Below are 24,076 nucleotides of genomic sequence, written 5' to 3' on the forward strand. Positions count from 1 at the left end.
CCTTCTGTGAAAATTATTTCTGAACGGCGATACCCAGTTCCTGGATCAGCTGCTCGCGGCTGTCTTCGTTTTCCAGTAGCGCCTGAAGTTGTGCGCGGAAGGCCGGAATATTGCCTAGTGGAGACTTAAGTGCGACCAGGGCTTCACGCAATTCGAGCAGACGTTTTATTTCTGGTACCTGGCTGGCAATATGGTCAGGAGAAAGGTCATCCATAGATTTGACTTTCAGGTTGACGTACATTTGCTCATTGGGTGCGTCACTGAGTTCAGCCGGAACAACAAACTCCCGTTCAATGTCAGCTTCTGAAATGACTGCGTTGAGGTTATAGCGGTTGATAGCAATGGCAGTTCGCTCATCCAACGGCGTGTTATCTGGTTTCCCTTTCAGATTGCCGGTGATCAATAAATTCAGCGGCAATTCGATATCAGCAGCCACCCCATCAACTTTTGGTGTATACCGAACGCTGATTCTTTCTTTCGGCGCGACACTGCCGCCATTGTTGTTCATTTTGCTCATAAAAATGTTCCCGTTCAGGCCATGAGCACAGCATTTTCGTACTGCATACAAATACCGACAATACCGTTTCAGTGGCAGTTAGATAATGTAACCTTCCTTCTGTTGTGATCGGTATTCTACTCGTGAAATAAAATATTAAAAGAACTATTTATATTTTTGAAAGAGATGTATCCTTCATTATTAATACATGATAGTGAAATCAATTTGGTATTTATAGACTTGGTGAATATAATTTTACGGCCAGTAAAGTGCCATAACATATTGATTTATATGTGTTTATTAAATTGATTAATAATTTTTATGTATGGTTTTATAAATTAATTAATTGCTAGCAATACATCATAAGAAATTTCTTTAAGGAATATCTTAATTGCGTGCCGGAACGATGGTGAAGTAAGTGTTGTAATAATTGATTTTTGACGAAATTGTAGGTTTTTATGGGGGTAAGGATACGTTATGGATAATTCTACTGTTGATGTTGATATATTTTTAGCTTATGTGACCGTGTTCTGAAATTGACTAAAAATATATTTAAACACCATAAAAGAGTTTTTCGGTAGGTGCTAATTACGTGTGCCTGTAACTCGAATAAAGAAAAGGGTGTGGTTCCTGATGTGAGCCACATCACACTCTAACCTGTCGGGGATTAACGACGGGTTGTTCGTAAAACAGCAGTTGATAATTTCACAAGGAGTTCATAAATGCCAACCCCATGTTACATTTCAATTACAGGTCAGACCCAGGGGAACATCACTGCCGGTGCTTTCACCGCAGATTCTGTCGGCAATATCTACGTGCAGGGACACGAAGATGAAATGCTGGTGCAGGAGTTTCTGCATAACGTTACTGTTCCAACCGATCCGCAGTCTGGTCAGCCTTCCGGGCAGCGTGCTCACAAACCGTTCATTTTCACCGTGGCGCTGAACAAAGCCGTTCCGCTGCTGTACAACGCGCTGGCCTCCGGTGAAATGCTGCCGAAAGTGGAGCTGCACTGGTGGCGTACCTCTGTTGAAGGCAAGCAGGAGCACTACTTCACCACACGTCTTACTGACGCGACGATTGTGGACATGAACCTGCATATGCCGCACTGCCAGGACCCTGCACAGCGTGAGTTTACGCAATTGCTCGCAGTATCACTGGCCTACCGTAAGGTTGAGTGGGAGCACATCAAATCCGGTACTTCTGGTGCCGATGACTGGCGTGCACCGCTGGAAGCATAAATCTGAGTCAACAACATCCTGCCTTAGTGCAGGATGTTGTTTTTGTACGTGTAAAAAATGAGTGTCAGTAAGGAGTTACGCTTTCATGAGGGAGATGGTGGATGCCGGGAACCCGGGCGGTAGCGTACCTGAATATGAGCGTAACGCTGTACTGGCACCCTCTGCTGCATGGTCAGTAGACAACCAGTGTTCTGTAAGTGAATCAAGGGAGGTCATATGTCCTCAGAAGGATTACGTTTCACGCTGTCGGTGGACGGTATTGTGGAGATGGCGACGGCAGTGGTGAGCTTCCGTCTGTACCAGCACCACTGCACACCGTTCATCCTGGATGTGGATATCGCCAGCGGACTGTCTGACCTGACGGCGGAGGATTTTCTGGAGAAAAGCGCGCTGCTGACGGTCTGGCAGGGCGACACTGCACAGCGTTACGTCAGCGGTATCGTGACGGAGGTGCAGCTCGGTGAGAACAACGACTGGCAGATGCGTTATTCCCTGAGCATCAGCCCGCCGCTGTGGCGGGCAGGGTTACGGCAGAACTTCCGTATCTTCCAGCAGCAGGACATTCAGACGATATCAGCGCAGCTTCTTGAAGAGAACGGGGTGACGGCGTGGATGCCGCTGTTCTATGAGGCGCACCCGGCGCGGGAGTTCTGCGTGCAGTACGGGGAGAGCGACCTGACATTCCTGACCCGGCTGTGGGCGGAGGAAGGTATCTTCTTTTATGAACGCTGCAGTCAGGACGGGCCGGAACAGAAGCTGGCGGTGTGTGATGACGTGGCGGGGCTGACGGGAATGGGGGCGCTGGCGTTTAACCCGAATACCACGACCGGAGGCACGACAGAGTACATCCGCGACTTCCGTTACCGTGCGCAGATAAGCGTGGCGTCGGTGGAGACGCAGGATTATACGTTCAAAACGCCGGGGTGGCCGGGGTACTACAGCCATGACGGGGAGAGCCTGAACGGACAGGGAACGCAGTACGAGATATTTGATTATCCGGGGCGTTTCAAGGATGAGCAGCATGGCCAGGATTTTGCGCGTTACCAGACGGAAGGGTGGCGGAACGGGGCGGAGACGGCGAGCGGGGTGTGTAACACGGCGCGACTGTGGCCGGGAACGCGGTTCCGGCTGACGGGCCATCCGTCAGCGACGCTGAACCGGGAATGGCAGGTTGTGGGAAGCACACTGCGGGGAGAACAGCCGCAGGCGCTGCACGGGAGTCACGGTGAAGGGACGACACTGAGCAATCAGTTTGAGGTGATACCGGCAGACAGGACGTGGCGTCACGCGCCGCTGCCGAAGCCGAAGGTGGACGGCCCGCAGAGTGCCATCGTGACCGGGCCGAAGGGTGAGGAGATATTCTGCGACGAGCATGGCCGGGTACGGGTGAAGTTTCACTGGGACCGTTATCACGGGATGACGGAGGAGAGTTCATGCTGGATACGGGTGTCGCAGGCATGGGCGGGACCGGGGTTCGGCAATCTGGCGATACCGCGTGTGGGTCAGGAAGTGATAGTGGACTTTCTGAACGGCGACCCGGACCAGCCCATTGTGACGGGGCGGACCTACCATGAAGATAACCGTTCACCGGGGGATTTACCGGGCACGCGGACGCAGATGACCATCCGCTCGAAGACCTATAAAGGAAGCGGCTTTAATGAACTGCGTTTCGAGGATGCGACGGACAGTGAGCAGGTGTATATCCACGCGCAGAAGAACATGGACACGGAGGTGCTTAACGACCGGACGACGGACGTGAAGCATGACCATACGGAGACCATCGGTAACGACCAGAAGATAAGGGTGGTGAAGGGGCAGACGGTTGAGGTCGGCACCAGAAAAGAAGGGGGCCACGACCAGAGTATCACGGTGGCGAACGACCGGCGCATAACGGTACGTAATGACCAGACGCTGAAGGTGACGAATGACCGGACGGTGAGCGTGAGTCACGATGACGGCCTGTATGTCAGAAACGACCGTAAAGTGACGGTGGAAGGGAAGCAGGAGCATAAGACGACGGGGAACCATGTCAGCCTGGTGGAGGGAAAGCACAGCCTGGTGGTGAAGGGGGACCTGGCGAGGAAGATTAGCGGTGCGCTGGGAATGAAGGTCCGGGATGAAATTGTACTGGAGAGTGGCGGTAAAATCACCATGAAAGTGGGTGGTTCGTTTGTGGTCATCCATTCAGGGGGCGTGGACATCGTCGGGCCGAAAATCAATCTCAATAGCGGCGGTAGTCCGGGAGCGCCGGTGCCGGCGCTGCAACCGGCGGTTCTGAAAGCGCTGGCAGATGATAAAAGTTTAGCGGCTGAGAAAAATGATAGTAATGCATCGTCCGATCAGAATGATAACAACGATGAGGGTGAGGAAGCGCCAGAAAAATCGGTGTGTAAGGAGTGCCTGAAAAGGGCGCAAGAAGCCGCCGCCGCTTTTGCGCCTCGTGGATAAGGGAGAATGACAATGATAACAGTATCGCCACACGCTAGCGATCAAGACAAATATATTATCTGGCTGAAGCAGGCTGAATCATTCTGTTCTGCCGCTGGTTTGGATTACATAGATGTGCTTGTTGACCAGGCTGGAACAGACCAACCTTTGCAAAATGATATGCTTCATCTGTCGCCAGCCATTCACTGGTATGCCCTGTTTGAAGGAACGCCTGAAGCTGAGACGATGGAGTATTCCCCTGTAGTGTTACGCCTGTACTTTGCGCTCAGTAGTCATCGCAAATTTCTGGCGCAACTGATGGCGTCATTTGCTGATACGCCGCGTCTTACTTTGTTGATATCCCCTCTTACATTCGACCTGCTGGGGCGGCATCTTCAGGTATTGTCACAGGTTCAGTGGGAAGAACAGACCGGATTGCTGCGTTACTATGATAATCGGGTGTTCCCTTTACTGTTCACACATGTTTTGACCAACGAGCAGCAGGCGACATTTACTGATATTGCGTTGTTCTGGAGCTGGTTAGACCGTGATGGAGAGATTAACTGGAAATCAGGAAGTTTTTCACCAGAACGCAGGCTTACTGACAACCCGGAGATGAATCGGGTGGATGATGTACAGGTGGGATTGATGGGCTGTATCTGCGACGCTGAAGCCCTGATGAAGGAAAAAGCAGTCAGTGAACTCAGTCAGGAAAGCTATTTTGCCCACTGTCTTGATATTGCTTTCAGGGCCAATGACGCGAAATATTTTGGAGCTTTGCGGGACTTCGAAGGATAATATTGTAGTGATGTACGGGGAGATTTATCTGTTTAAAAGTCCGTAGCTGTTAATATCAAGAGATAATCGTAAAATAAGCGGAAAATCAAGCTCGACATGTAATGGTAGTATCCATCATGTTGCATTTGTGTTCGATCGTAATGTCAGTTCACTTGGCTGCAATATATTTTGCGTAATATCATCAATGCTCTGTCGATATTCCAATGTGTGACAATCAAAAGATATGCATTTTATTTGCTTCTTTGTCAAAACTTTGTTGTCGTAGAAATAACACCCATCAATTAAAATCTCTCAAAGTAAAAGAACCAGCAACATGTCCAGCAAAATAAGGAAAAGTATAAGTATGAGAGCGATTTTCAAATGTTATTCTCTAATTGTTTTATTTGTTGTATCAGGCTGTTCAATGGCGAAAAATAGCGGTGATTACACTGCTGTGGATATTAACGGGATAAATCATACGGATAAGGCTATAAATTATATACACATCAATGGTTACGGCGGACCAAATATTGGTCCATTCGGGGACGGTGGAGGATATTGTTGCGTTATGCTGCCAGATAAGTGGCATTCTGGATTAAAAGCTCGGGTTGAGTGGGAGGTTGATCCAAATACAGCTCCTCTGCCTCCAGGCTATAAGGACAGGGAGAAATTTGAAGCATGGAAGAAAGTTGCGCTAAACAGTTTTAGAAAATATTCAACAATTGTTGATATCCCGGAATATGATGCTGAGCTTTGTGGCCTGACGATTCATTTTCTAACGTGTAATCAGATTAAAGTGACAACCGTCTGCCAGAAATATGGTACACCAAATTATCCCATCAAAGAACCCCGCGAGATGAAGGAACCAGCAACATGTCCATCAAAATAAGGAAAAGTATAAGTATGAGAGCGATTTTCAAATGTTATTCTCTAATGATTTTATTTGTGCTATCAGGCTGTTCAATGGCGAAAAATAGCGGTGATTACACTGCTGGAGATATTAAAGGTATGAACCATACCGATGTTGCTATTAATTATTTCAGTATCAATGGCTATGGCGGGCCAAATATAGTTCCGTTCGGGGAGCGGGGGGGGTATTGTTGCATTATGCTGCCAGATAAGTGGCGTGTGGGATTAATGGCCCGGATTGAGTGGGAAGTAGACCCGAACCCCCTTGAACCTATTGCAATGAAAAAAGAAGGTTTTGGCTATGAAGAAGATGCTTATGCTAAACATGCTGCAAATTATCAAAAATATAAAGTAATTGTTGACATCCCGGAATACGGTGCTGAGCGTTGTGGCATGACCGTTCATTTTCTGCCATGCAATCAGATAAAAGTGACAACCGTCTGCCAGGGGTATGGTACACCGAATTATCCCATCAAAGAACCCCGTGAGATGAAGGAACCTGCAACATGTCCAGCGAAATAAGGAAAAGTATCAGTATGAGAGCGATTTTCAAATGTTATTCTCTAATGATTTTATTTGCAGTATCAGGCTGTTCAATGGCAAAAAATAGCAGAGATTACACTGCTGTGGATATTAATGGGATAAATCATACGGATAAGGCTATAAATTATTTACACATCAATGGTTACGGTGGGCCAAATATTTCTCCATTCGGGGACGGTGGAGGATATTGTTGCGTTATGCTGCCAGATAAGTGGCGTGTGGGATTAAAGGCCCGGATTGAGTGGGAAGTAGACCCGAACCCCCTTGAACCTATTGCAATGAAAAAAGAAGGTTTTGGCTATGAAGAAGATGCGTATGCTAAACATGCTGAAAATTATCAAAAATATAAAGTAATTGTTGATATCCCGGAATACGATGCTGAGCTTTGTGGCCTGACCGTTCATTTTCTATCGTGCAATCAGATAAAAGTGACAACCGTCTGCCAGAAATATGGTACACCAAATTATCCTATCAAAGAACCCCGCGAGATGAAGGAACCTGCAACATGTCCAGCGAAATAAGTGGTCTGGCTTTTCCGTGTTATGCCCCCCCGGTGTTCCCTGAAGATGGGCGATTAATATTATCTGAAGCGCAGGTAAACGCGAACTACCTGAAACAAATCAATAAAACAGAAGAGCACAAAACCAACTGTAGTAAACAGGCTGGATTTAGAATTGGCTTTACATGTAGTCAAAGTCTGCATATTAGTCTGTTTTTTGATGGTACAAATAATAATGAATATAATGATACAAAAGCCTCTCACCCAACCAATATTGCAAAATTATTCCACACAAGTATTGAAGACCGTAATGCTGGGTATTTTTCCTATTACATGCCTGGAGTAGGCACGCCATTTCCCAAGATAGGGGAAATGGATTACAGCAACAGCGGACTGGAATTTGCCACCGGTGGTGAAGACCGAATTAATTGGGCATTATTACGCCTCGTGGATGCCCTGAGCTATGCCATTGACCCCGCCCACAATGGACTGAATGATACGGTGGCAAAAGGACATATTCCTCTTATGCGCGCTCCCTGGCCGATGACTGGTGAAGTTAATCGTCGCAATGTGATTAACCCTTATCTGGAAAAATTACAGGGGCAGTTAGAGCAAGCCAAGCCGCGCCTGCTAAACGTAAAGCTATTTATCTACGGATTTTCCCGTGGCGCAGCGGAAGCACGAACTTTTGTTAACTGGTTGACTCAGTTAGCTTGCCCGCAGGAGCAACAGGTGATGCTGGCCGGGTTAGCTGTCAGTATTGAGTTTTTGGGGCTGCTGGATACCGTAGCTTCTGTGGGGGCGGCGCATGTTTTACCCGGTGAACCGCCCCGGGTTTCCTGGAGAGTGTTTTATCTGTGAACTCAGGCTGCCAGATCATTGTTTCCGATGGAAGCATAATAAGCTTTTTCTGCTTCTGCCGGAGGAGTATGGCCCAGCCTTCCCAGCAATCGTCGATTGTTATACCAGTCCACCCACGTTAGTGTGGCCAGTTCCACTTCTGCACGGTTTTTCCAGCTCTTACGGTGTATTACCTCCGCTTTGTAAAGACCATTGATGCTCTCAGCCATCGCGTTGTCATACGAGTCGCCTGTACTCCCTGTTGATGCCAGTAATCCGGCTTCTTTTAGTCGCTCCGTATAGGCCAGTGACACATACTGAGAGCCTTTATCGCTGTGATGGATGGTGCCAGACGGACGACGGGCCCACAACGCCTGCTCCAGCGCATCCAGCACGAATGTCGTTTCCATAGACGATGAGACCCGCCACCCCACGATGTATCCGGCAAACACATCAATGATAAACGCCACATAGACGAAGCCCTGCCATGTGCTGACGTAAGTAAAATCAGCCACCCACAGCTGGTCAGGACGTTCTGCCACGAACTGACGGTTTACGCGGTCACCTGTGGCAACGGTTTTCCGGCTGACGGTAGTGCGGACCTTTTTACCCCGGAGAACACCGGCAAGTCCCATAACCGCCATGAGGCGCGCCACTGTACATCTGGCCACCCTGATTCCTTCCCGTAACAACTGACGCCAGACTTTACGCACACCGTACACCTGATGATTTTCATCGTATACGCGCTGTATCTCTCTCTTCAGCCAGTCATCGTGCTGCGCACGGGCACTGCGTTTATCCGGATGATGTCGCTGTTGCTGACAATGGTAATACGTTGACGGGGCAATATGCAGTTCGCTGCATACCGGTCCGACCCCGTACTGCTCACGCAGCTTATCCAGCAGTGGCATCATTTTTTCCAGAGGCGGTCGAACTCCGCCTTCGCAAAATAAGCGGAAGCCTGGCGAAGGATATCGTTACTGCGGCGCAGTTCACGATTTTCACGTTCCAGCTCTTTCAGACGCTGACGTTCAGCGCTGGTGAGCCCACCATCACCGCCCCCGGTATCCCGCTCATGCTGGCGAACCCAGACACGCAGAGTCTCCGGCGTACAGCCAATCTTTGGGGCAATGGAACAAATTGCCGCCCACTGTGAGTCATATTCATCCTGACTTTCCAGAACCATACGAATCGCCCGCTGACGGACTTCGGGGGAAAAACGAGTATTTTTAGTCATCCTGTTTACCTCTTTCTCAGGGAGTTTAGTCTCCAGGATTTCCGGGGCGGTTCACGGCGCTGCCGGTCATATGGGATGGGCCGATAGTACTCAGCAACTCCCTGATGAGACGCAGTTTCCCGGCCTGATTAAATGCTGCCGCCACTTCGTCGCTGCGCATGAACAGCGGTTGTGCTTTCCGCTGGATTCAATCCGTCGTCCTGAAGGCAATTATCCTTTATATGCAGAGGAAGTTATCTATCCGGGGATGCACTCTGATGTCGGTGGTGGCTATCCCGTTCGCGATCAGGGGAAGTCCTGTGGTGACTCAGGCGAAATTCTTTCTCAGATAGCCCTGCATGATATGTATCTTGCTGCATTTGATTCAGGAGCACCACTTGCTGTTTATTCTAAATTTGTTACTCCATTAATAAAAGGTGTGTCGCCTCTGCGAATTATGAGTCCTTCTAGCGTAAAGGAATTTACGATTGCTAATTCATTAACAAAACGCTTCAACATCTGGCGACAAACGCTGCTGAACACCACCTTGCAGGGTACAGAAGAAATGATTGATACGAGGGAAGGTTATCACCCCTATCAACTTGCCCAGGTTCTTGAAAGCGCAATTAGCGATCAGATCGGCTGGATCACCGCCTGGCGTATCGGTCGCTATGCGAACAACAGCCTTCTTGTGCAACCTTTTTATATTAAGGCGCCACAGCTGGATAAAGATGGACTTGATAAAGAGGCCCAAGCGCGCGAAGAACAAATGGAAAATATCGAAAAAGAGCGGGCGAACACGCAGAAAGGCAATGGCACACTTGATGAAAGTAATCAGGGCATACCTATCCTTGACCCGACGAACGCTCAGTACCAATTGCGAGAGGCAGCCCGAGAATTTCAGAGCGATTATAAAGGATGGACGCGCGATATTAACGGCAGCGTCACGGAGAAAGCCATTCAGATTCTTGTGGATGTCATTCCTAAATATCCGGTGTATCTGATTAATGGCGATGATGAAGCAAAGGAATATCAACAAATTAAGGCTATGGGAAACGGACTCTATCCACAATTTTTTATTGATTCACTGGGAACGGGAACGCGAACTCAGCCCTGCGCTGAATTACTGGCTCTCTATGATGACCAGGTTCACGACTCCCGCGCCTGGTTTATGCAAAGTTCGCTGGGTGGACGCGAACCCTGGGGCGGTTATTTTCGCTACCGCATGATTTACTTCGGTGATGAGGCTAATAAAGAGCTGAAGCTAATCTCTGCAGATGGCAAAGTTGTTGGCGATCAGCCCACATCCAACCGGGTCATTTATTGGATGGAATCGAAAACGGTGAGCCGAGGTTAAGTTTATAAGATTGAGGGGTTGGAGACCGGGAAAATGTGTAACCGGCTCATTTAAACCGTCTGGTCTGTTTCCTCCGGCTCTACAAAAATAATGTCCATCATTTTTAATGGACACTATCGTATGAAACACCGGACCTGGATCACTGAAGCTTTACGTCTTCACTTTGAAGAACATTTACCCCGGGTTGTGGCCGGGCGTCGCCTGGGTGTACCAAAATCAACAGTTTGTAGTATGTTCGTGCGCTTTCGGAGAGCTGGCCTTTCGTGGCCTTTGCCCGCAGGCATGTCGGAGCAGGAACTTGATGCCTGCCTTTACGGACAATTTTCCACGGTACCAGTCGTACGTCCTGAAAGCACCGTTATATCCGAAGCCCCCGTGGTAAAAAAACGTCCCCGGCGGCCCAACTTCCCTTATGAGTTTAAAATCGCCTTAGTGGAGAAGTCACTGCAGCCCGGAGCCTGTGTGGCGCAGATCGCCCGGGAAAACGGAATCAACGATAACCTGCTCTTCAACTGGCGCCATCAATACCGGAAAGGTGGCCTGCTGCCTTCCGGAAAAAATATGCCGGCACTGCTTCCCGTGACGTTAACGCCGGAGCCGGATAATAAAATCCCGGCCCCCGCACAGGAACCAGAGCAGATAAATACACCGTCCGACAGTCTGTGTTGTGAGCTGGTTCTGCCGGCCGGAACTCTCAGGCTTAAAGGTAAACTGACGCCGGCGTTATTACAGACACTTATCCGCGAAATAAAAGGGAGCAGCCACTGATGATATCTCTCCCTGCAGGTTCGCGTATCTGGCTGGTTGCAGGTATCACCGATATGCGAAATGGCTTTAACGGCCTGGCATCAAAAGTTCAGAACGTCCTGAAGGATGACCCGTTCTCCGGACACCTGTTCATCTTCCGCGGACGCCGGGGTGACCAGATAAAAGTGTTGTGGGCTGACAGTGACGGACTGTGCCTCTTCACCAAACGCCTGGAGCGGGGCCGCTTCGTCTGGCCAGTCACCCGTGACGGCAAGGTGCACCTTACTCCGGCTCAGTTATCCATGCTTCTTGAAGGTATCAACTGGAAGCACCCGAAACGAACGGAACGCGCTGGAATCCGCATATAACCCGTTGTAAAGTGAGGATATGGACACCTCACTTGCTCATGAGAACGCCCGCCTGCGGGCACTGTTGCAGACGCAACAGGACACCATCCGCCAGATGGCTGAATACAACCGCCTGCTCTCACAGCGGGTGGCGGCTTATGCTTCCGAAATCAACCGGCTGAAGGCGCTGGTTGCGAAACTGCAACGTATGCAGTTCGGTAAAAGCTCAGAAAAACTTCGTGCAAAAACCGAACGGCAGATACAGGAAGCACAGGAGCGAATCAGCGCACTTCAGGAAGAAATGGCGGAAACGCTGGGTGAGCAATATGACCCGGTACTGCCATCCGCCCTGCGCCAGTCTTCAGCCCGTAAACCGTTACCGGCCTCACTTCCCCGTGAAACCCGGGTTATCCGGCCGGAAGAGGAATGCTGTCCTGCCTGTGGTGGTGAACTCAGTTCTCTGGGATGTGATGTGTCAGAGCAACTGGAGCTTATCAGCAGCGCCTTTAAGGTTATCGAAACACAACGTCCGAAACAGGCCTGTTGCCGGTGCGACCATATCGTGCAGGCACCAGTACCTTCAAAACCCATTGCACGCAGTTATGCCGGAGCGGGGCTTCTGGCCCATGTTGTCACCGGGAAATATGCAGACCATCTGCCGTTATACCGCCAGTCAGAAATATACCGTCGTCAGGGAGTGGAGCTGAGCCGTGCCACACTGGGGCGCTGGACAGGTGCTGTTGCTGAACTGCTGGAGCCGCTGTATGACGTCCTGCGCCAGTATGTGCTGATGCCCGGTAAAGTCCATGCTGATGATATCCCCGTCCCGGTCCAGGAGCCGGGCAGCGGTAAAACCCGGACAGCCCGGCTGTGGGTCTACGTCCGTGATGACCGTAACGCCGGTTCACAGATGCCCCCGGCGGTCTGGTTCGCGTACAGTCCGGACCGGAAAGGTATCCATCCACAAAATCACCTGGCCGGTTACAGCGGTGTGCTTCAGGCCGATGCTTACGGTGGTTACCGGGCGTTATACGAATCCGGCAGAATAACGGAAGCCGCGTGTATGGCTCATGCCCGGAGAAAAATCCACGATGTGCATGCAAGAGCGCCCACCTACATCACCACGGAAGCCCTGCAGCGTATCGGTGAACTGTATGCCATCGAGGCAGAGGTCCGGGGCTGTTCAGCAGAACAGCGTCTGGCGGCAAGAAAAGCCAGAGCCGCGCCACTGATGCAGTCACTGTATGACTGGATACAGCAACAGATGAAAACACTGTCGCGTCACTCAGATACGGCAAAAGCGTTCGCATACCTGCTGAAACAGTGGGATGCACTGAACGTGTACTGCAGTAATGGCTGGGTGGAAATCGACAACAACATCGCAGAGAACGCCTTACGGGGAGTGGCCGTAGGCCGGAAAAACTGGATGTTCGCGGGTTCCGACAGCGGTGGTGAACATGCGGCGGTGTTGTACTCGCTGATCGGCACATGCCGTCTGAACAATGTGGAGCCAGAAAAGTGGCTGCGTTACGTCATTGAACATATCCAGGACTGGCCGGCAAACCGGGTACGCGATCTGTTGCCCTGGAAAGTTGATCTGAGCTCTCAGTAAATATCAATACGGTTCTGACGAGTCGCTTACGAAAATGTAGACATGTAGTGCCTAATCACCCCAGTTCAAACCCATCCGCATCCCGCCATGCCGGAAACTTCACTCTGTACTCCCAGGGAAAGGTCAAGTAATCAGGGAAAGATCATCGTGTGCCGTAGGCACAAAGATGCAAAACGGGACGTTTTGCATGTAATAAGCATAAGCTTGTGAAGAGATGGTGGCAGGCCCACCGGGATCTGCTGTCGGAAGTCGGTCCCAAACAACCCCGGCTGCTGTGGTAAAGAGCCATGGTAGTGAGCGCAGGGGGAACGATCAGACGAGATCTGATCCTATGTGAGATACAGTGAGATGAGTAAACCCGAACCTGTGTTGAAACGTCGTTAGTCCTAAGTGACATCAAAACCGGAGGTTTCGTGATACCGCCGGGATTAATTTACGGGTGAATTCCGAATGCTGCGTGAATGGTGTCCGGTGTATAGCAGGCATGACGCTGTATCAGGCTCTTTGCAGGAACTACGGGAACCGGTCGTCGCAATTTCAAGAGAGAAATACAAATAACCGAAATTATGAGTATGAGAGTATCGATGTGCGAAACCGGGGCAGAGCTGTTCGTAGTAGTGAGGAAGCGTTTGTAATGAACGTGGAGCGAAGGGACAGCGTCGGGCAGTCTGCATCACAGCCCAACTGTAGGCAGGAGGAGGCTGTGTGTGAACAGACAAAACCGTTTCAGGTCAGTAAATTGCATGTGGTGGAAGCGTACCGGCGGATAAAGGCGAATGCCGGAGCTGCCGGAGTGGATAACCAGACGCTGAAAGATTTTGAGCGGGATCTGAAAGGAAATCTGTACAAAATCTGGAACAGGTTATCGTCGGGAAGCTGGATGCCGCCGCCAGTGCGTGCGGTGGAAATTCCGAAGAAGGATGGCAGCAAAAGACTTTTAGGAATACCGACAGTAAGCGATCGAATAGCGCAGATGACGGTGCTGGTAACGTTTGAACCATTAGTGGAGCGTTATTTCCTGAATGATTCATACGGATACCGGCATGGAAAATCAGCGCTGGATGCAATAGCAGTCACCAGAAAACGTTGCTGGCAATACGACTGGTGTCTTGAGTTTGATATTAAAGGGTTATTCGATAATATCCCCCACGATTTATTACTCAGGGCAGTAGATAAACATTGTGCGGATAAATGGGTAAGACTGTCTATTCGCCGGTGGCTGACAGCGCCGGTGCAGATGCCGGATGGAACACTGAAGGAAAGAAATAAAGGTACGCCACAGGGTGGAGTCATCAGCCCGGTACTGGCGAATTTATTTCTGCACTATGTGTTTGATAAATGGCTGACGTTACATTATCCGGAAATTCCCTGGTGCCGTTATGCAGATGATGGATTAATTCATTGTGGCAGTAAACAACAGGCAGAGGAATTACTGAATAAGCTGGCAAAACGTTTTCAGGAATGTGGACTGGAATTACATCCGGAGAAAACGAAAATAGTTTACTGCAAAGACAGCGAACGACAGGCGAACCATGAAACAGTGCAGTTTGATTTTCTGGGGTATACGTTCAGAGCGCGAAGAGCACGTAACCACCGGCGGGGAAACCTCTTTACGAGTTTCAGCCCGGCGGCGAGTAACCGTGCGCAGAAAGGCATGATTGGAAAACTCAGGAAACTGTGGATCAGACGCAGGGTGGAGATGAGTCTCGAAGATATTGCGAAGTGGCTGAATCCGATAATATCGGGGTGGCTGAATTATTACGCGAGATACCACAAATCAGCGATGAAGAAAGTATGCAGATATATTAATCTGACGCTGATTGCGTGGGCGAGAAAGAAATATAAAACCCTGCGGTATAGAAAGACGAAGGCGTGTCAGCTAATGGAAAGGCTGTCAAAAGAGAAGCCGGAGTTGTTTGCCCACTGGAAAGCAGGACCAGGAAGCTCGTTTGCCTGACGGGAGCCGTATGAAGCGAGAGTTTCACGTACGGTTCTGCGAGAGGCTGTCGGGGAGGTTCCGGTGGCCTACTCACTTAACGCTGCTTTTTTGTACTAAATAATTCGCATTTTATGTTTAAAAATTGAGATATTCCTCATTACCTGAAGCTGTTTTTTATTGCTTATACATGATCAAATACTCCTTACATAATTAAGGAGAACAAAATGGAACTTAAAAAATTGATGGAACATATTTCTATTATCCCCGATTACAGACAAGCCTGGAAAGTGGAGCATAAATTATCGGATATTCTACTGTTGACTATTTGCGCCGTTATTTCGGGTGCAGAAGGCTGGGAAGATATAGAGGATTTCGGGGAAACTCATCTCGATTTTTTGAAGCAATATGGTGATTTTGAAAATGGTATTCCTGTTCACGATACTATTGCCAGAGTTGTATCATGTATCAGTCCTGCAAAATTTCACGAATGCTTTATTAACCGGATGCGTGAATGTCATTCTTCAGATGATAAAGACGTCATTGCAATTGATGGAAAAACGCTCCGGCACTCTTATGATAAAACTCGTCACAAGGGAGCAACTTATGTCATTAAAATCCGTCTTCATATTGTTTGCATGTCTCTGATGAATTTATTGATTTTACGTTTGAATGGAAAGGGCTGAAGAAATTATGCATGGCAGTCTCATTTCGCTCAATAATAGCAGAACAAAAGAAAAATCCCGAAATGACGGTCAGATATTATAGCATTTCTGCTGATTTAACCGCAGAGAAGTTCGCCACAGCGAACCGAAATCACTGGCAAGTGGAGAATAAATTGCACTGGCATCTGGAAGTGGTAATGAATAAAGACGACTTCAAAATAAGAAGAGGAAATGCAGCATAATTATTTTCAGGGATACGGAAGATCGCTATTAATATTTTAACGAAAGATAAGATACTCAAGGCAGGGGCAAGATGTAAGATGTGAAAAGCAGCTGCGGACAGAGACTACCTCGCGTCAGCCCTTGCGGGGGCGGGCTTTCGTAATCTTGCTCTGCAAGGGATGATAAAAAGTGCAACTTTATTCCACGCAGCTATTTAGACAGCGTACAGTAAACAAACGAAAGTTGTTATTTCAATGGTCAGGGCAAGAGCATGAAGTGTTTACTACACACTATGCTCTTGTCCTGGAGTCAGGTCTTGTTTGGAGGGATAAATGGTAGATATTGTCGAGGCCGATAAAACGGATATTTATTTCATTCAGGAGAGTGTTTATGGCAAAATCGGGTTGCCATCTTTTGGTAATACAATAGGACCATCCGCACAGCAGGTTGTTAAAAAGGTATTCGCTGTCGTTAAAGAACGAGATAAAACACATGCAAAACAGAGATTATTGTTGGAATATAATGGTAACAAACTCTGGATGAATGCTATTGATGGCAGTGAAGCTATCCTACCAATAGAATTTTCTAAGCGATACGAACTTTCATTATTCAATACTACTAATTTTGGAGAAGATCCTTTTCCTGATGTTAATTTATATAATAATATGAAATCAAGTTTTTTTGTAAGGTTTGGTGGAACATCCCATCCCGAGGCTTGGGCTATTTATAATGCAAGTACGAAAGAGGTTAAATATATAGAAACTGCAAGAGAAATTGATAAAATATTCAGTGATTTTAACTTGAGTGGTACATTGCCAATTCACATTGGTCAATGATTTTTTAAACAGTGTGATTAAATAATTGAACATTAATGATGATTTATAGCATCATTATTCTATAACATGAATAAACGGATTGAATTTGTTATGTTAAAAATGAGTTTATACGTAATAATATTGTTATTTTCCTCTCAGATTAGTGCAGCCATTACTAGCAAGGAAAGTGAGGTTGTTTCACCATTATTAATGGATGTTAATTCTTCACTAACAATGGAAAATATTTCTGAATTATCCACATCATCGGAACCATCGCAACAGGGGGTATTTCCTGTAATATGTACTCGACTTCATCCTGGTTCCGTAATGAAACGCCAGTTATTAACCGGCTGGGGGCCTGTTTTTATAATTGGTGATGATCCTTTTTCTCTGCGCTGGATGAGTGAACATCTGGAGATCCTTAAATCGCTAAATGCCCTTGGTTTGGTTGTTAATGTTGAATCAGTAGAACGAATGGAGGTATTACAGCAGCGGGCTGATGGGTTATTGTTATTGCCAGTTATCTGCGATAATTTCGTGCAAACTCTGCAATTAAATACTTATCCGGTATTAATCACAGAGATGGAAATATCACAATGATTAATAACATAATTACTGCAGATAATATCGTAATTTTGAAAATGGTAATCCTGTTCACGGCACCATAATTAGAGTTATGTCTTGTATCCGTTCAGTATAATTTCACGAATGCTTTATTAACTGGATGCGAGATTGCCATTCATCAAATGATAAAGACGTCATCGCAATTGATGGAAAAGCGCTTCCACACTCCTATGATAAAAGTGGTCGCAGGAGAGCGGGCTTTCGTAGTCTTACCCCGACTCTCCCCGGCCCTAAACACAACACCCACTCACCACAACCTAAACTCATCCGCATCCCGCCATGCCGGAAATTTCTCTCTATATTCCCTTAACACCGCCATCGACAGCTCCGCATCAATGTGCGTTGCCTGATGCGCGTCGGCAGTAGCGATAATCTCGCCCTGTGGATTAATCACCCGGCTGTCACCGCGATAATGGCAGCCGTTGCCATCGCTGCCGACGCGATTGCATCCCGCCACATACGCCTGATTCTCAATCGCGCGGGCTGTCAGCAATGCCTGCCAGTGCAGAGAGCGTGGGGCAGGCCAGTTGGCGACGTAGATGGCGAGGTCATAATCGTTGAGATTGCGCGACCACACCGGAAAACGCAGGTCGTAGCACACCAGCGGCAAAATACGCCAGCCGCGCCATTCCACAATCACTCGCGCATTGCCCGCTTTATAATGCAGATGCTCATCTGCCATTCGGAACAGATGACGCTTATCATAAAAATGTACCGTGCCGCCCGGCTCAACCAGCAAAAAGCGGTTAACCGAACCAGACTCCGTTTGTAATGCAACACTGCCTGCAATCAGCGCATTGCACTGCTGCGCTTTAGCTGTCATCCAGTTCACTACGTCATCTTGTGCTAGCGACGAAGCTGCCGCTTCCATGGCAAAGCCGCTGGTAAACATCTCCGGTAGAACGATCACATCGCGCCCGGTAATACCTTCCAGTTGACGATCAAAATGGCGCAGGTTGGCAAGACCATCCATCCACACCAGTGGTTGCTGCAAAAGCGTAATCTTCAAACCAGGCACGGTGTACAACTCCTTTATGTGAAGGGTTTTATAACTTTAACACCTTATCAGGCAGTTGCCTTGGCGCAGAATAAATTGATAACAAATGCTGATATTGGAAATATCTGATTTGCAAATTATCGTGTTATCGCCAGGCTTTAGGAGGTTAATAACATGGGCAGGATAAGCTCGGGAGGAATGATGTTTAAGGCAATAACGACAGTCGCCGCACTGGTCATCGCCACCAGTGCAATGGCGCAGGATGATTTAACCATTAGCAGCCTTGCAAAGGGCGAAACCACCAAAGCTGCGTTTAGTCAGATGGTGCAAGGGCATAAGCTGCCTGCCTGGGTGATGAAAGGCGGTACTTATACCCCCGCACAAACCGTGACATTGGGAGATGAGACGTATCAGGTGATGAGCGCGTGCAAACCGCATGACTGTGGCTCGCAACGTATCGCTGTGATGTGGTCCGAGAAATCTAATCAGATGACGGGGCTGTTCTCGACCATTGATGAGAAAACCTCGCAAGAGAAACTCACCTGGTTGAATGTGAATGATGCGCTTTCGATTGATGGTAAAACGGTGCTATTCGCGGCGTTGACCGGCAGCCTGGAAAACCATCCGGATGGCTTTAATTTTAAATAATTAGCGGATAAAGAAACGGAGCCTTTCGGCTCCGTTATTCAATTACGCGGCTTCAACTTTCCGCACTTTCTCCGGCAACTTTACCGGCTTCGTCGCCAGCTCTTCCGGATCAAAGTCATCAACGTTAATACTGCGCAGACGACTCTCTTCAGCTTTCACCAGAATAGCGGCTTCATCTTTATCAATCAGCCCCTTCGCCAGCGCGTTATGCGCCAGTTCATCCAGACGGGTAAACGGCAGGTTTTTACCCAGATCTTTACAGATCCGCTGATGAATTGGGTCGGCGGCAATCACATCCACCAGCGCCTCTTCCAGTAAACCAACCGGGTTATGCTCGCTCGGCGTCAGGTACTGACCGCGACCAATACGTGAACGGGTGGCGTTAGGCACTTGTAAAATCTTCGCCACCTTATGATCCAGCTTGTCAGACGGTGCCAGATAATGGCGTCCGGTCGGGAAGATCACCACATTCAGCAGCCCGGCAACCACGCGGTTCGGGAAGTTTTGCAGTAAATCATCCATCGCCTGTTCAGCCTGATACAGCGCATCCTGTACGCCCCAGTGCACCAGCGGCAGATCGGCTTCATTACGGCCTTCGTCGTCATAACGCTTCAGAACGGCAGAGGCGAGGTAAAGCTGGCTTAAAATATCCCCCAGACGTGCCGAGATGCGTTCGCGACGTTTCAGGCTGCCGCCCAACACCGCCATCGACACATCAGAAAGCAGGGCGAGGTTGGCACTCAGGCGGTTCAGGTGCTGATAATAACGTTTAGTGGCATCGCCGGTTGGTGTGCTGCTGGTTAAACCGCGCGTCAGGCCCAGCCAGAAGCTGCGAACTTTGTTACTGCCGACGTGGCCGATATGTTTGAATAGCAGTTTATCGAATGCGTTAACGTCATTGTTCTTCGCCGCTTCCATCTCTTCCAGCACGTACGGATGGCAACGAATCGCTCCCTGACCGAAGATCATCATGCTGCGGGTCAGAATGTTGGCCCCTTCAACGGTGATGGCAATCGGTGCGCCCTGGTAAGCACGGGCCAGGAAGTTGCTTTGCCCGAGCATAATGCCTTTGCCCCCGGTGATATCCATCGCATCAATAATCGACTGCTGCCCGCGGTGGGTACAGTGATACTTAACGATAGCCGACAGCACGGCAGGTTTTTCACCGAGCATAATGCCGTAGGTAATCAGCGATGCCGCAGCATCCATCACGTAGGCATTACCGGCAATACGCGCCAGCGGCTCTTCAATCCCTTCCATCTTACCGATAGAGATTTTGAACTGACGGCGAATGTGCGCATACGCGCCCGTTGCCAGTGCTACCGATTTCACGCCGCCGGTTGAGTTGGAAGGTAGGGTGATGCCGCGGCCCACGGAGAGACACTCCACCAGCATCCGCCAGCCTTGCCCGGCCATTTTTGGTCCGCCGATAATGTAGTCGATCGGTACGAAGACATCTTTGCCGCGCGTCGGTCCGTTCTGGAACGGTACGTTCAGCGGGAAGTGGCGACGACCAATTTCCACGCCTGGCGTGGTGGTCGGGATAAGTGCACAGGTAATGCCTAAATCTTCTGCGCCACCCAGCAGTTTTTCCGGGTCGGAAAGTTTAAACGCCAGCCCAAGCACGGTCGCAATTGGCGCGAGCGTAATGTAGCGTTTGTTCCAGGTCAGTCGCATCCCCAGCACCTGCTGGCCCTGCCATTCACCCATGCAGACAATCCCGGTATCCGGAATCGCGCCCGCATCGGAACCCGCTTCCGGGCTGGTCAGTGCAAAGCAAGGGAGCTCCTGACCACGCGCCAGACGCGGCAGATAGTGATTTTTCTGCTCGTCAGTGCCGTAATGTTGCAGCAGCTCGCCCGGGCCTAATGAGTTCGGCACGCCGACGGTAATCGCCAGGATCCCGCTCACGCCGGAGAGTTTTTGCAGCACACGAGATTGGGCATAAGCCGAGAACTCCAGCCCGCCGTACTCTTTTTTGATGATCATCGCGAAGAAGCGATGCTCTTTAAGGTACGCCCACAGCTCCGGCGGCAAATCAGCCAGCTCATGAGTAATCTGGAAATCATTCGCCATCCGGCAGGCTTCTTCTACCGGGCCGTCGAGAAACGCTTGCTCTTCTGCGGTCAGGCGCGGCTGCGGATAGTTATGCAGCTTTTTCCAGTCCGGCTTACCCTGGAACAAGTCGCCTTCCCACCAGGTAGTGCCTGCATCAATCGCTTCTTTTTCAGTGCGTGACATCGGTGGCATCACCTTACGGAATCCACGAAATACCGGCGCAGAAATCATCGACTTACGCATAGGCGCAAAGTTAAACGGTACGAGGATAATGGCCAGAGGCACCAGTACCCACGCCGACCACAGACCAGCGACGCCGAGGGCGGCTGTCCAGGCGAGCAAAATCAGACTGCTGATAAATAAGCTCACGCGGTGATAGAACAACGCGCCGAGCAGGACAACCGTAGCGAGAATACTCAAAATCATCATAACGAAAAGCCCCTTACTTGTAGGAGGTCTGACCACTTGTGATGATATGGTTGTAGTGGATGTAAAAACATTTAGCAATGTGTTTACAATATAATTACAACAAAGCTCACATTGTTGCTGTTTTTATCCGCACTTCAGGTCAAAAAGTCCTGGTCATCGCACCTGCCCGTACTTCTCGCTTTTGGCGGTATCCGGTACACTGCATTTTGTCTATTACATTTATGCTGAAGGATATCCTCATGTACCAGGATCTTATTCGTAACGAACTGAACGAAGCGGCGGAAACGCTGGCTAACTTTTTAAAAGATGACGCCAATATTCACGCCATTCAGCGCGCGGCGGTCCTGTTAGCAGATAGCTTTAAAGCCGGTGGTAAGGTGCTTTCCTGCGGTAATGGTGGTTCCCATTGCGACGCCATGCACTTTGCCGAAGAGTTGACGGGGCGCTACCGTGAAAACCGTCCGGGCTATCCGGCGATTGCCATTTCTGACGTTAGTCATATTTCCTGCGTCGGTAACGATTTCGGTTTCAATGATATTTTCTCCCGTTACGTTGAAGCGGTAGGTCGCGAAGGCGATGTACTGCTGGGGATCTCCACCTCTGGTAACTCTGCAAACGTGATCAAAGCGATCTCGGCGGCGCGTGAGAAGGGGATGAAAGTGATCACCCTGACGGGTAAAGACGGCGGCAAAATGGCTGGCGCGGCGGATATCGAAATTCGCGTTCCGCACTTTGGTTATGCCGACCGCATTCAGGAGATCCACATTAAAGTGATCCATATCCTGATCCAGTTAATTGAAAAAGAGATGGTTAAGTAAGTCTGGCGTAGGCCGGATAGGGCGTTTACGCCGCATCCGGCACTTGTGCGCTGATGCCTGATGCGACGCTGACGCGTCTTATCATGCCTACAAATCTGTACCCGAACCGTAGGCCGAATAATGCGTTCACGCCGCATCCGACCTGAAAATTCTTAAATCAATCTTCGCCGGGGGCCATGCGCTCCCGCTGTTGTGGAGGTTACCCATGTGCGAATTGCTCGGGATGAGCGCTAACGTCCCTACCGATATCTGCTTTAGTTTCACCGGTCTGGTGCAGCGTGGTGGTGGAACCGGGCCACATAAAGATGGCTGGGGCATTACCTTTTACGAAGGTAAAGGCTGTCGCACATTTAAAGATCCACAACCCAGCTTTAATTCCCCCATCGCCAAACTTGTCCAGGACTACCCGATAAAATCCTGTTCGGTGGTGGCTCATATTCGCCAGGCTAATCGGGGCGAGGTGGCGCTGGAAAATACTCACCCATTTACCCGCGAGTTATGGGGGCGTAACTGGACTTATGCCCATAACGGACAACTGACGGGCTACAAATCACTGGAAACCGGCAACTTCCGCCCGGTAGGCGAAACCGACAGCGAAAAAGCCTTCTGCTGGCTCCTGCATAAATTAACGCAGCGTTACCCGCGCACACCGGGCAACATGGCGGCGGTATTTAAATATATCGCCTCACTGGCGGATGAACTGCGGCAGAAGGGCGTTTTCAACATGCTGCTTTCGGACGGGCGCTATGTAATGGCGTATTGCTCGACTAATTTACACTGGATCACCCGCCGCGCGCCGTTTGGCGTGGCAACGTTGCTGGATCAGGATGTGGAAATCGACTTCAGCTCGCAGACCACACCGAATGATGTGGTCACGGTGATTGCAACACAGCCGCTGACGGGCAATGAAACCTGGCAAAAGATTATGCCAGGCGAATGGCGCTTATTTTGCCTCGGGGAGCGTGTAGTTTGATGCCAGTTGTGGCTGCACAACTTCGTGGCTTAACGGCTTGCTGACGACGTAACGGCCATTGACCACAGAAACGGTCGGTGGCTTACGGGTCTGTTCAAAGTAGTCGTAACCCGGCTTCAGTTGCTCCCAGAAGTCCTTAAAGTTGGAATATTTATGGCGCTTCATATTGGCGTCGGTCATGCGGAACGGGTAAATACTCACTTGCACGCTCGGCTGACCAAACACCAGCGCACCAGTAACGAACTGGAAGATCTCATCAATACCTTGATTGGTCATTGCGTAGCAGCCGATGGAAACACAATCGCCGTGGATCATCAGGTATTTCCCTTCATAACCATGCGCACGGTCATAGGCATTGGGGAAACCAATATTAATCGCTTTGTAGTAACGGCTGTCTGGTTTTAACTGATTACGCTGGACGCTATAAAACCCTTCCGGGCTTTTGAAATCGCCCTGACGCTGTTTTGGCCCTAAACCGCCGGAATATTTACAGATTTTATAACTATCGAGCAGTTGATATTGCTCGCCCATTTTGACGTAGAGATCGAGCGTACGTTCTTCCTTGAAGATCTGGATGTAGACAGGGGATCCCATCAACTGCTGCTTATACTCTTTGCTCACTGGCGTGGTCAAGCTACTGCTGCCCAGCAAACTGGCAAACGAAACGCACGGGATCAACAACATCGCAAGAATTAATGCGATTTTACGCATACTGCTTATTCCTTGATAAAACGGTTACACACGCCAGGACGGCAAAATGGATCCCAAATCGGAATAGTCTGGATTTGGAAGGCTCACATTATCACCAAAAGAGTTTTACGCAAGCCTGTCGGCGCAGGGTTTACAAATTTAGCACAAGGGCAGTTTTCATTAGTCCGAA

Annotated in this window: 22 protein-coding genes, 2 pseudogenes and 1 other annotated feature; of the genes and pseudogenes, 19 read left to right on the plus strand and 5 right to left on the minus strand. The window is 49.3% G+C overall.

Translation table 11 applies throughout. From position 1 onward, the window contains the following. Positions 1 to 13: 13 nt before the first annotated feature. Complete coding sequence (tssB, locus tag QUF14_RS01200) at positions 14 to 517, minus strand: type VI secretion system contractile sheath small subunit (RefSeq protein ID WP_000041479.1); 504 nt, start codon at positions 515 to 517, stop codon at positions 14 to 16. 701 nt (positions 518 to 1,218) lie between these two features. On the opposite strand from tssB, the gene QUF14_RS01205 reads away from it, so the two are divergent. From QUF14_RS01205 to QUF14_RS01235, 7 genes are all read left to right on the plus strand, one after another. Further along, positions 1,219 to 1,737: an Hcp family type VI secretion system effector gene (locus tag QUF14_RS01205; RefSeq protein ID WP_001142963.1), complete on the plus strand. Its 519-nt coding sequence runs from the start codon at positions 1,219 to 1,221 to the stop codon at positions 1,735 to 1,737. Between the two features lie 216 nt (positions 1,738 to 1,953). Then, positions 1,954 to 4,185, plus strand: coding sequence for a type VI secretion system tip protein TssI/VgrG (tssI, locus tag QUF14_RS01210; RefSeq protein WP_286333241.1), 2,232 nt, complete (start codon positions 1,954 to 1,956; stop codon positions 4,183 to 4,185). A 12-nt stretch (positions 4,186 to 4,197) separates the two neighbouring features. Beyond that, on the plus strand, positions 4,198 to 4,962 hold the full coding sequence (gene tla1 / locus QUF14_RS01215; RefSeq protein WP_000633875.1) for a toxin Tle1 chaperone Tla1: 765 nt from the start codon (positions 4,198 to 4,200) through the stop codon (positions 4,960 to 4,962). 343 nt (positions 4,963 to 5,305) lie between these two features. Then, on the plus strand, positions 5,306 to 5,830 hold the full coding sequence (tli1a, locus tag QUF14_RS01220) for a Tli1a family immunity protein (RefSeq protein WP_100733943.1): 525 nt from the start codon (positions 5,306 to 5,308) through the stop codon (positions 5,828 to 5,830). Positions 5,831 to 5,844: 14 nt separating this feature from the next. Then, complete coding sequence (gene tli1a / locus QUF14_RS01225; protein WP_039021153.1) at positions 5,845 to 6,372, plus strand: Tli1a family immunity protein; 528 nt, start codon at positions 5,845 to 5,847, stop codon at positions 6,370 to 6,372. Positions 6,373 to 6,386: 14 nt separating this feature from the next. Next, the gene (gene tli1a, locus QUF14_RS01230) at positions 6,387 to 6,914 is read left to right on the plus strand and encodes a Tli1a family immunity protein (protein ID WP_100733945.1); all 528 of its coding nucleotides are present in this window, start codon (positions 6,387 to 6,389) and stop codon (positions 6,912 to 6,914) included. Beyond that, positions 6,899 to 7,753, plus strand: a complete 855-nt coding sequence (locus QUF14_RS01235) for a phospholipase effector Tle1 domain-containing protein (RefSeq protein WP_249822564.1) — start codon at positions 6,899 to 6,901, stop codon at positions 7,751 to 7,753. The genes tli1a (QUF14_RS01230) and QUF14_RS01235 overlap by 16 nt, the downstream gene beginning before the upstream one ends. A gap of 2 nt (positions 7,754 to 7,755) precedes the next feature. On the opposite strand, the gene QUF14_RS01240 is transcribed toward QUF14_RS01235, so the two are convergent. Then, positions 7,756 to 8,969 (minus strand): IS3 family transposase gene (locus QUF14_RS01240; RefSeq protein WP_371829233.1). Its coding sequence is split into 2 segments (ribosomal slippage): positions 7,756 to 8,681 and positions 8,681 to 8,969, totalling 1,215 coding nucleotides; the frame shifts between segments, so codons are not numbered across the junction. Then, positions 8,572 to 8,688, minus strand: a sequence feature (AL1L pseudoknot). (Overlaps the previous gene by 117 nt.) Before the next feature lie 70 nt (positions 8,970 to 9,039). Here QUF14_RS01240 and QUF14_RS01245 point away from each other — a divergent pair. The 9 genes and pseudogenes from QUF14_RS01245 to QUF14_RS01285 all read left to right on the plus strand — a co-directional run. Beyond that, positions 9,040 to 10,305, plus strand: coding sequence for a T6SS phospholipase effector Tle1-like catalytic domain-containing protein (locus tag QUF14_RS01245; RefSeq protein WP_286333247.1), 1,266 nt, complete (start codon positions 9,040 to 9,042; stop codon positions 10,303 to 10,305). Between the two features lie 90 nt (positions 10,306 to 10,395). Then, positions 10,396 to 11,073 (plus strand): IS66-like element accessory protein TnpA, encoded by a 678-nt coding sequence (gene tnpA, locus QUF14_RS01250; protein WP_100733974.1) that lies wholly within the window; start codon positions 10,396 to 10,398, stop codon positions 11,071 to 11,073. Next, positions 11,073 to 11,420 carry an IS66 family insertion sequence element accessory protein TnpB gene (gene tnpB, locus QUF14_RS01255; RefSeq protein WP_000624622.1) on the plus strand — a complete coding sequence of 116 codons (348 nt, stop codon included), beginning with the start codon at positions 11,073 to 11,075 and terminating at the stop codon, positions 11,418 to 11,420. The genes tnpA and tnpB overlap by 1 nt, the downstream gene beginning before the upstream one ends. A gap of 19 nt (positions 11,421 to 11,439) precedes the next feature. Beyond that, a complete protein-coding gene (locus tag QUF14_RS01260; RefSeq protein ID WP_000381395.1) occupies positions 11,440 to 13,011 on the plus strand; it encodes an IS66-like element ISCro1 family transposase in 1,572 nt (523 codons plus the stop codon). Between the two features lie 634 nt (positions 13,012 to 13,645). Beyond that, positions 13,646 to 14,968, plus strand: coding sequence for a group II intron reverse transcriptase/maturase (gene ltrA / locus QUF14_RS01265; RefSeq protein WP_038813497.1), 1,323 nt, complete (start codon positions 13,646 to 13,648; stop codon positions 14,966 to 14,968). A 206-nt stretch (positions 14,969 to 15,174) separates the two neighbouring features. Next, positions 15,175 to 15,938 (plus strand): annotated as a pseudogene (locus tag QUF14_RS01270) (ISAs1 family transposase). Positions 15,939 to 16,166: 228 nt separating this feature from the next. After that, a complete protein-coding gene (locus QUF14_RS01275; protein ID WP_000227715.1) occupies positions 16,167 to 16,670 on the plus strand; it encodes a hypothetical protein in 504 nt (167 codons plus the stop codon). A gap of 66 nt (positions 16,671 to 16,736) precedes the next feature. After that, positions 16,737 to 17,249, plus strand: coding sequence for an integrating conjugative element protein (locus QUF14_RS01280; RefSeq protein WP_077630158.1), 513 nt, complete (start codon positions 16,737 to 16,739; stop codon positions 17,247 to 17,249). Between the two features lie 25 nt (positions 17,250 to 17,274). Then, a pseudogene (locus QUF14_RS01285) lies at positions 17,275 to 17,469 on the plus strand (ISAs1 family transposase); the annotation flags it as partial. 51 nt (positions 17,470 to 17,520) lie between these two features. Here QUF14_RS01285 and yafV read toward each other — a convergent pair. Further along, complete coding sequence (gene yafV, locus QUF14_RS01290; RefSeq protein WP_001118005.1) at positions 17,521 to 18,291, minus strand: 2-oxoglutaramate amidase; 771 nt, start codon at positions 18,289 to 18,291, stop codon at positions 17,521 to 17,523. Positions 18,292 to 18,471: 180 nt separating this feature from the next. On the opposite strand from yafV, the gene ivy reads away from it, so the two are divergent. Continuing rightward, positions 18,472 to 18,918, plus strand: coding sequence for an Ivy family C-type lysozyme inhibitor (gene ivy / locus QUF14_RS01295; protein WP_024212190.1), 447 nt, complete (start codon positions 18,472 to 18,474; stop codon positions 18,916 to 18,918). Positions 18,919 to 18,960: 42 nt separating this feature from the next. Here the strand turns inward: ivy and fadE are convergent, their stop codons facing one another. After that, positions 18,961 to 21,405: an acyl-CoA dehydrogenase FadE gene (fadE, locus tag QUF14_RS01300; protein WP_100733899.1), complete on the minus strand. Its 2,445-nt coding sequence runs from the start codon at positions 21,403 to 21,405 to the stop codon at positions 18,961 to 18,963. A gap of 239 nt (positions 21,406 to 21,644) precedes the next feature. On the opposite strand from fadE, the gene lpcA reads away from it, so the two are divergent. Next, a complete protein-coding gene (gene lpcA, locus QUF14_RS01305) occupies positions 21,645 to 22,223 on the plus strand; it encodes a D-sedoheptulose 7-phosphate isomerase (RefSeq protein ID WP_001355141.1) in 579 nt (192 codons plus the stop codon). A gap of 205 nt (positions 22,224 to 22,428) precedes the next feature. After that, positions 22,429 to 23,196: a class II glutamine amidotransferase gene (locus QUF14_RS01310; protein WP_000333380.1), complete on the plus strand. Its 768-nt coding sequence runs from the start codon at positions 22,429 to 22,431 to the stop codon at positions 23,194 to 23,196. Here the strand turns inward: QUF14_RS01310 and dpaA are convergent. Further along, the gene (gene dpaA / locus QUF14_RS01315) at positions 23,167 to 23,907 is read right to left on the minus strand and encodes a peptidoglycan meso-diaminopimelic acid protein amidase (protein WP_001225688.1); all 741 of its coding nucleotides are present in this window, start codon (positions 23,905 to 23,907) and stop codon (positions 23,167 to 23,169) included. The genes QUF14_RS01310 and dpaA overlap by 30 nt on opposite strands. Positions 23,908 to 24,076: the final 169 nt, after the last annotated feature.

The organism is Escherichia sp. HH091_1A (assembly GCF_030295175.1).
In the GTDB taxonomy this organism is placed as follows: domain Bacteria; phylum Pseudomonadota; class Gammaproteobacteria; order Enterobacterales; family Enterobacteriaceae; genus Escherichia; species Escherichia coli_F.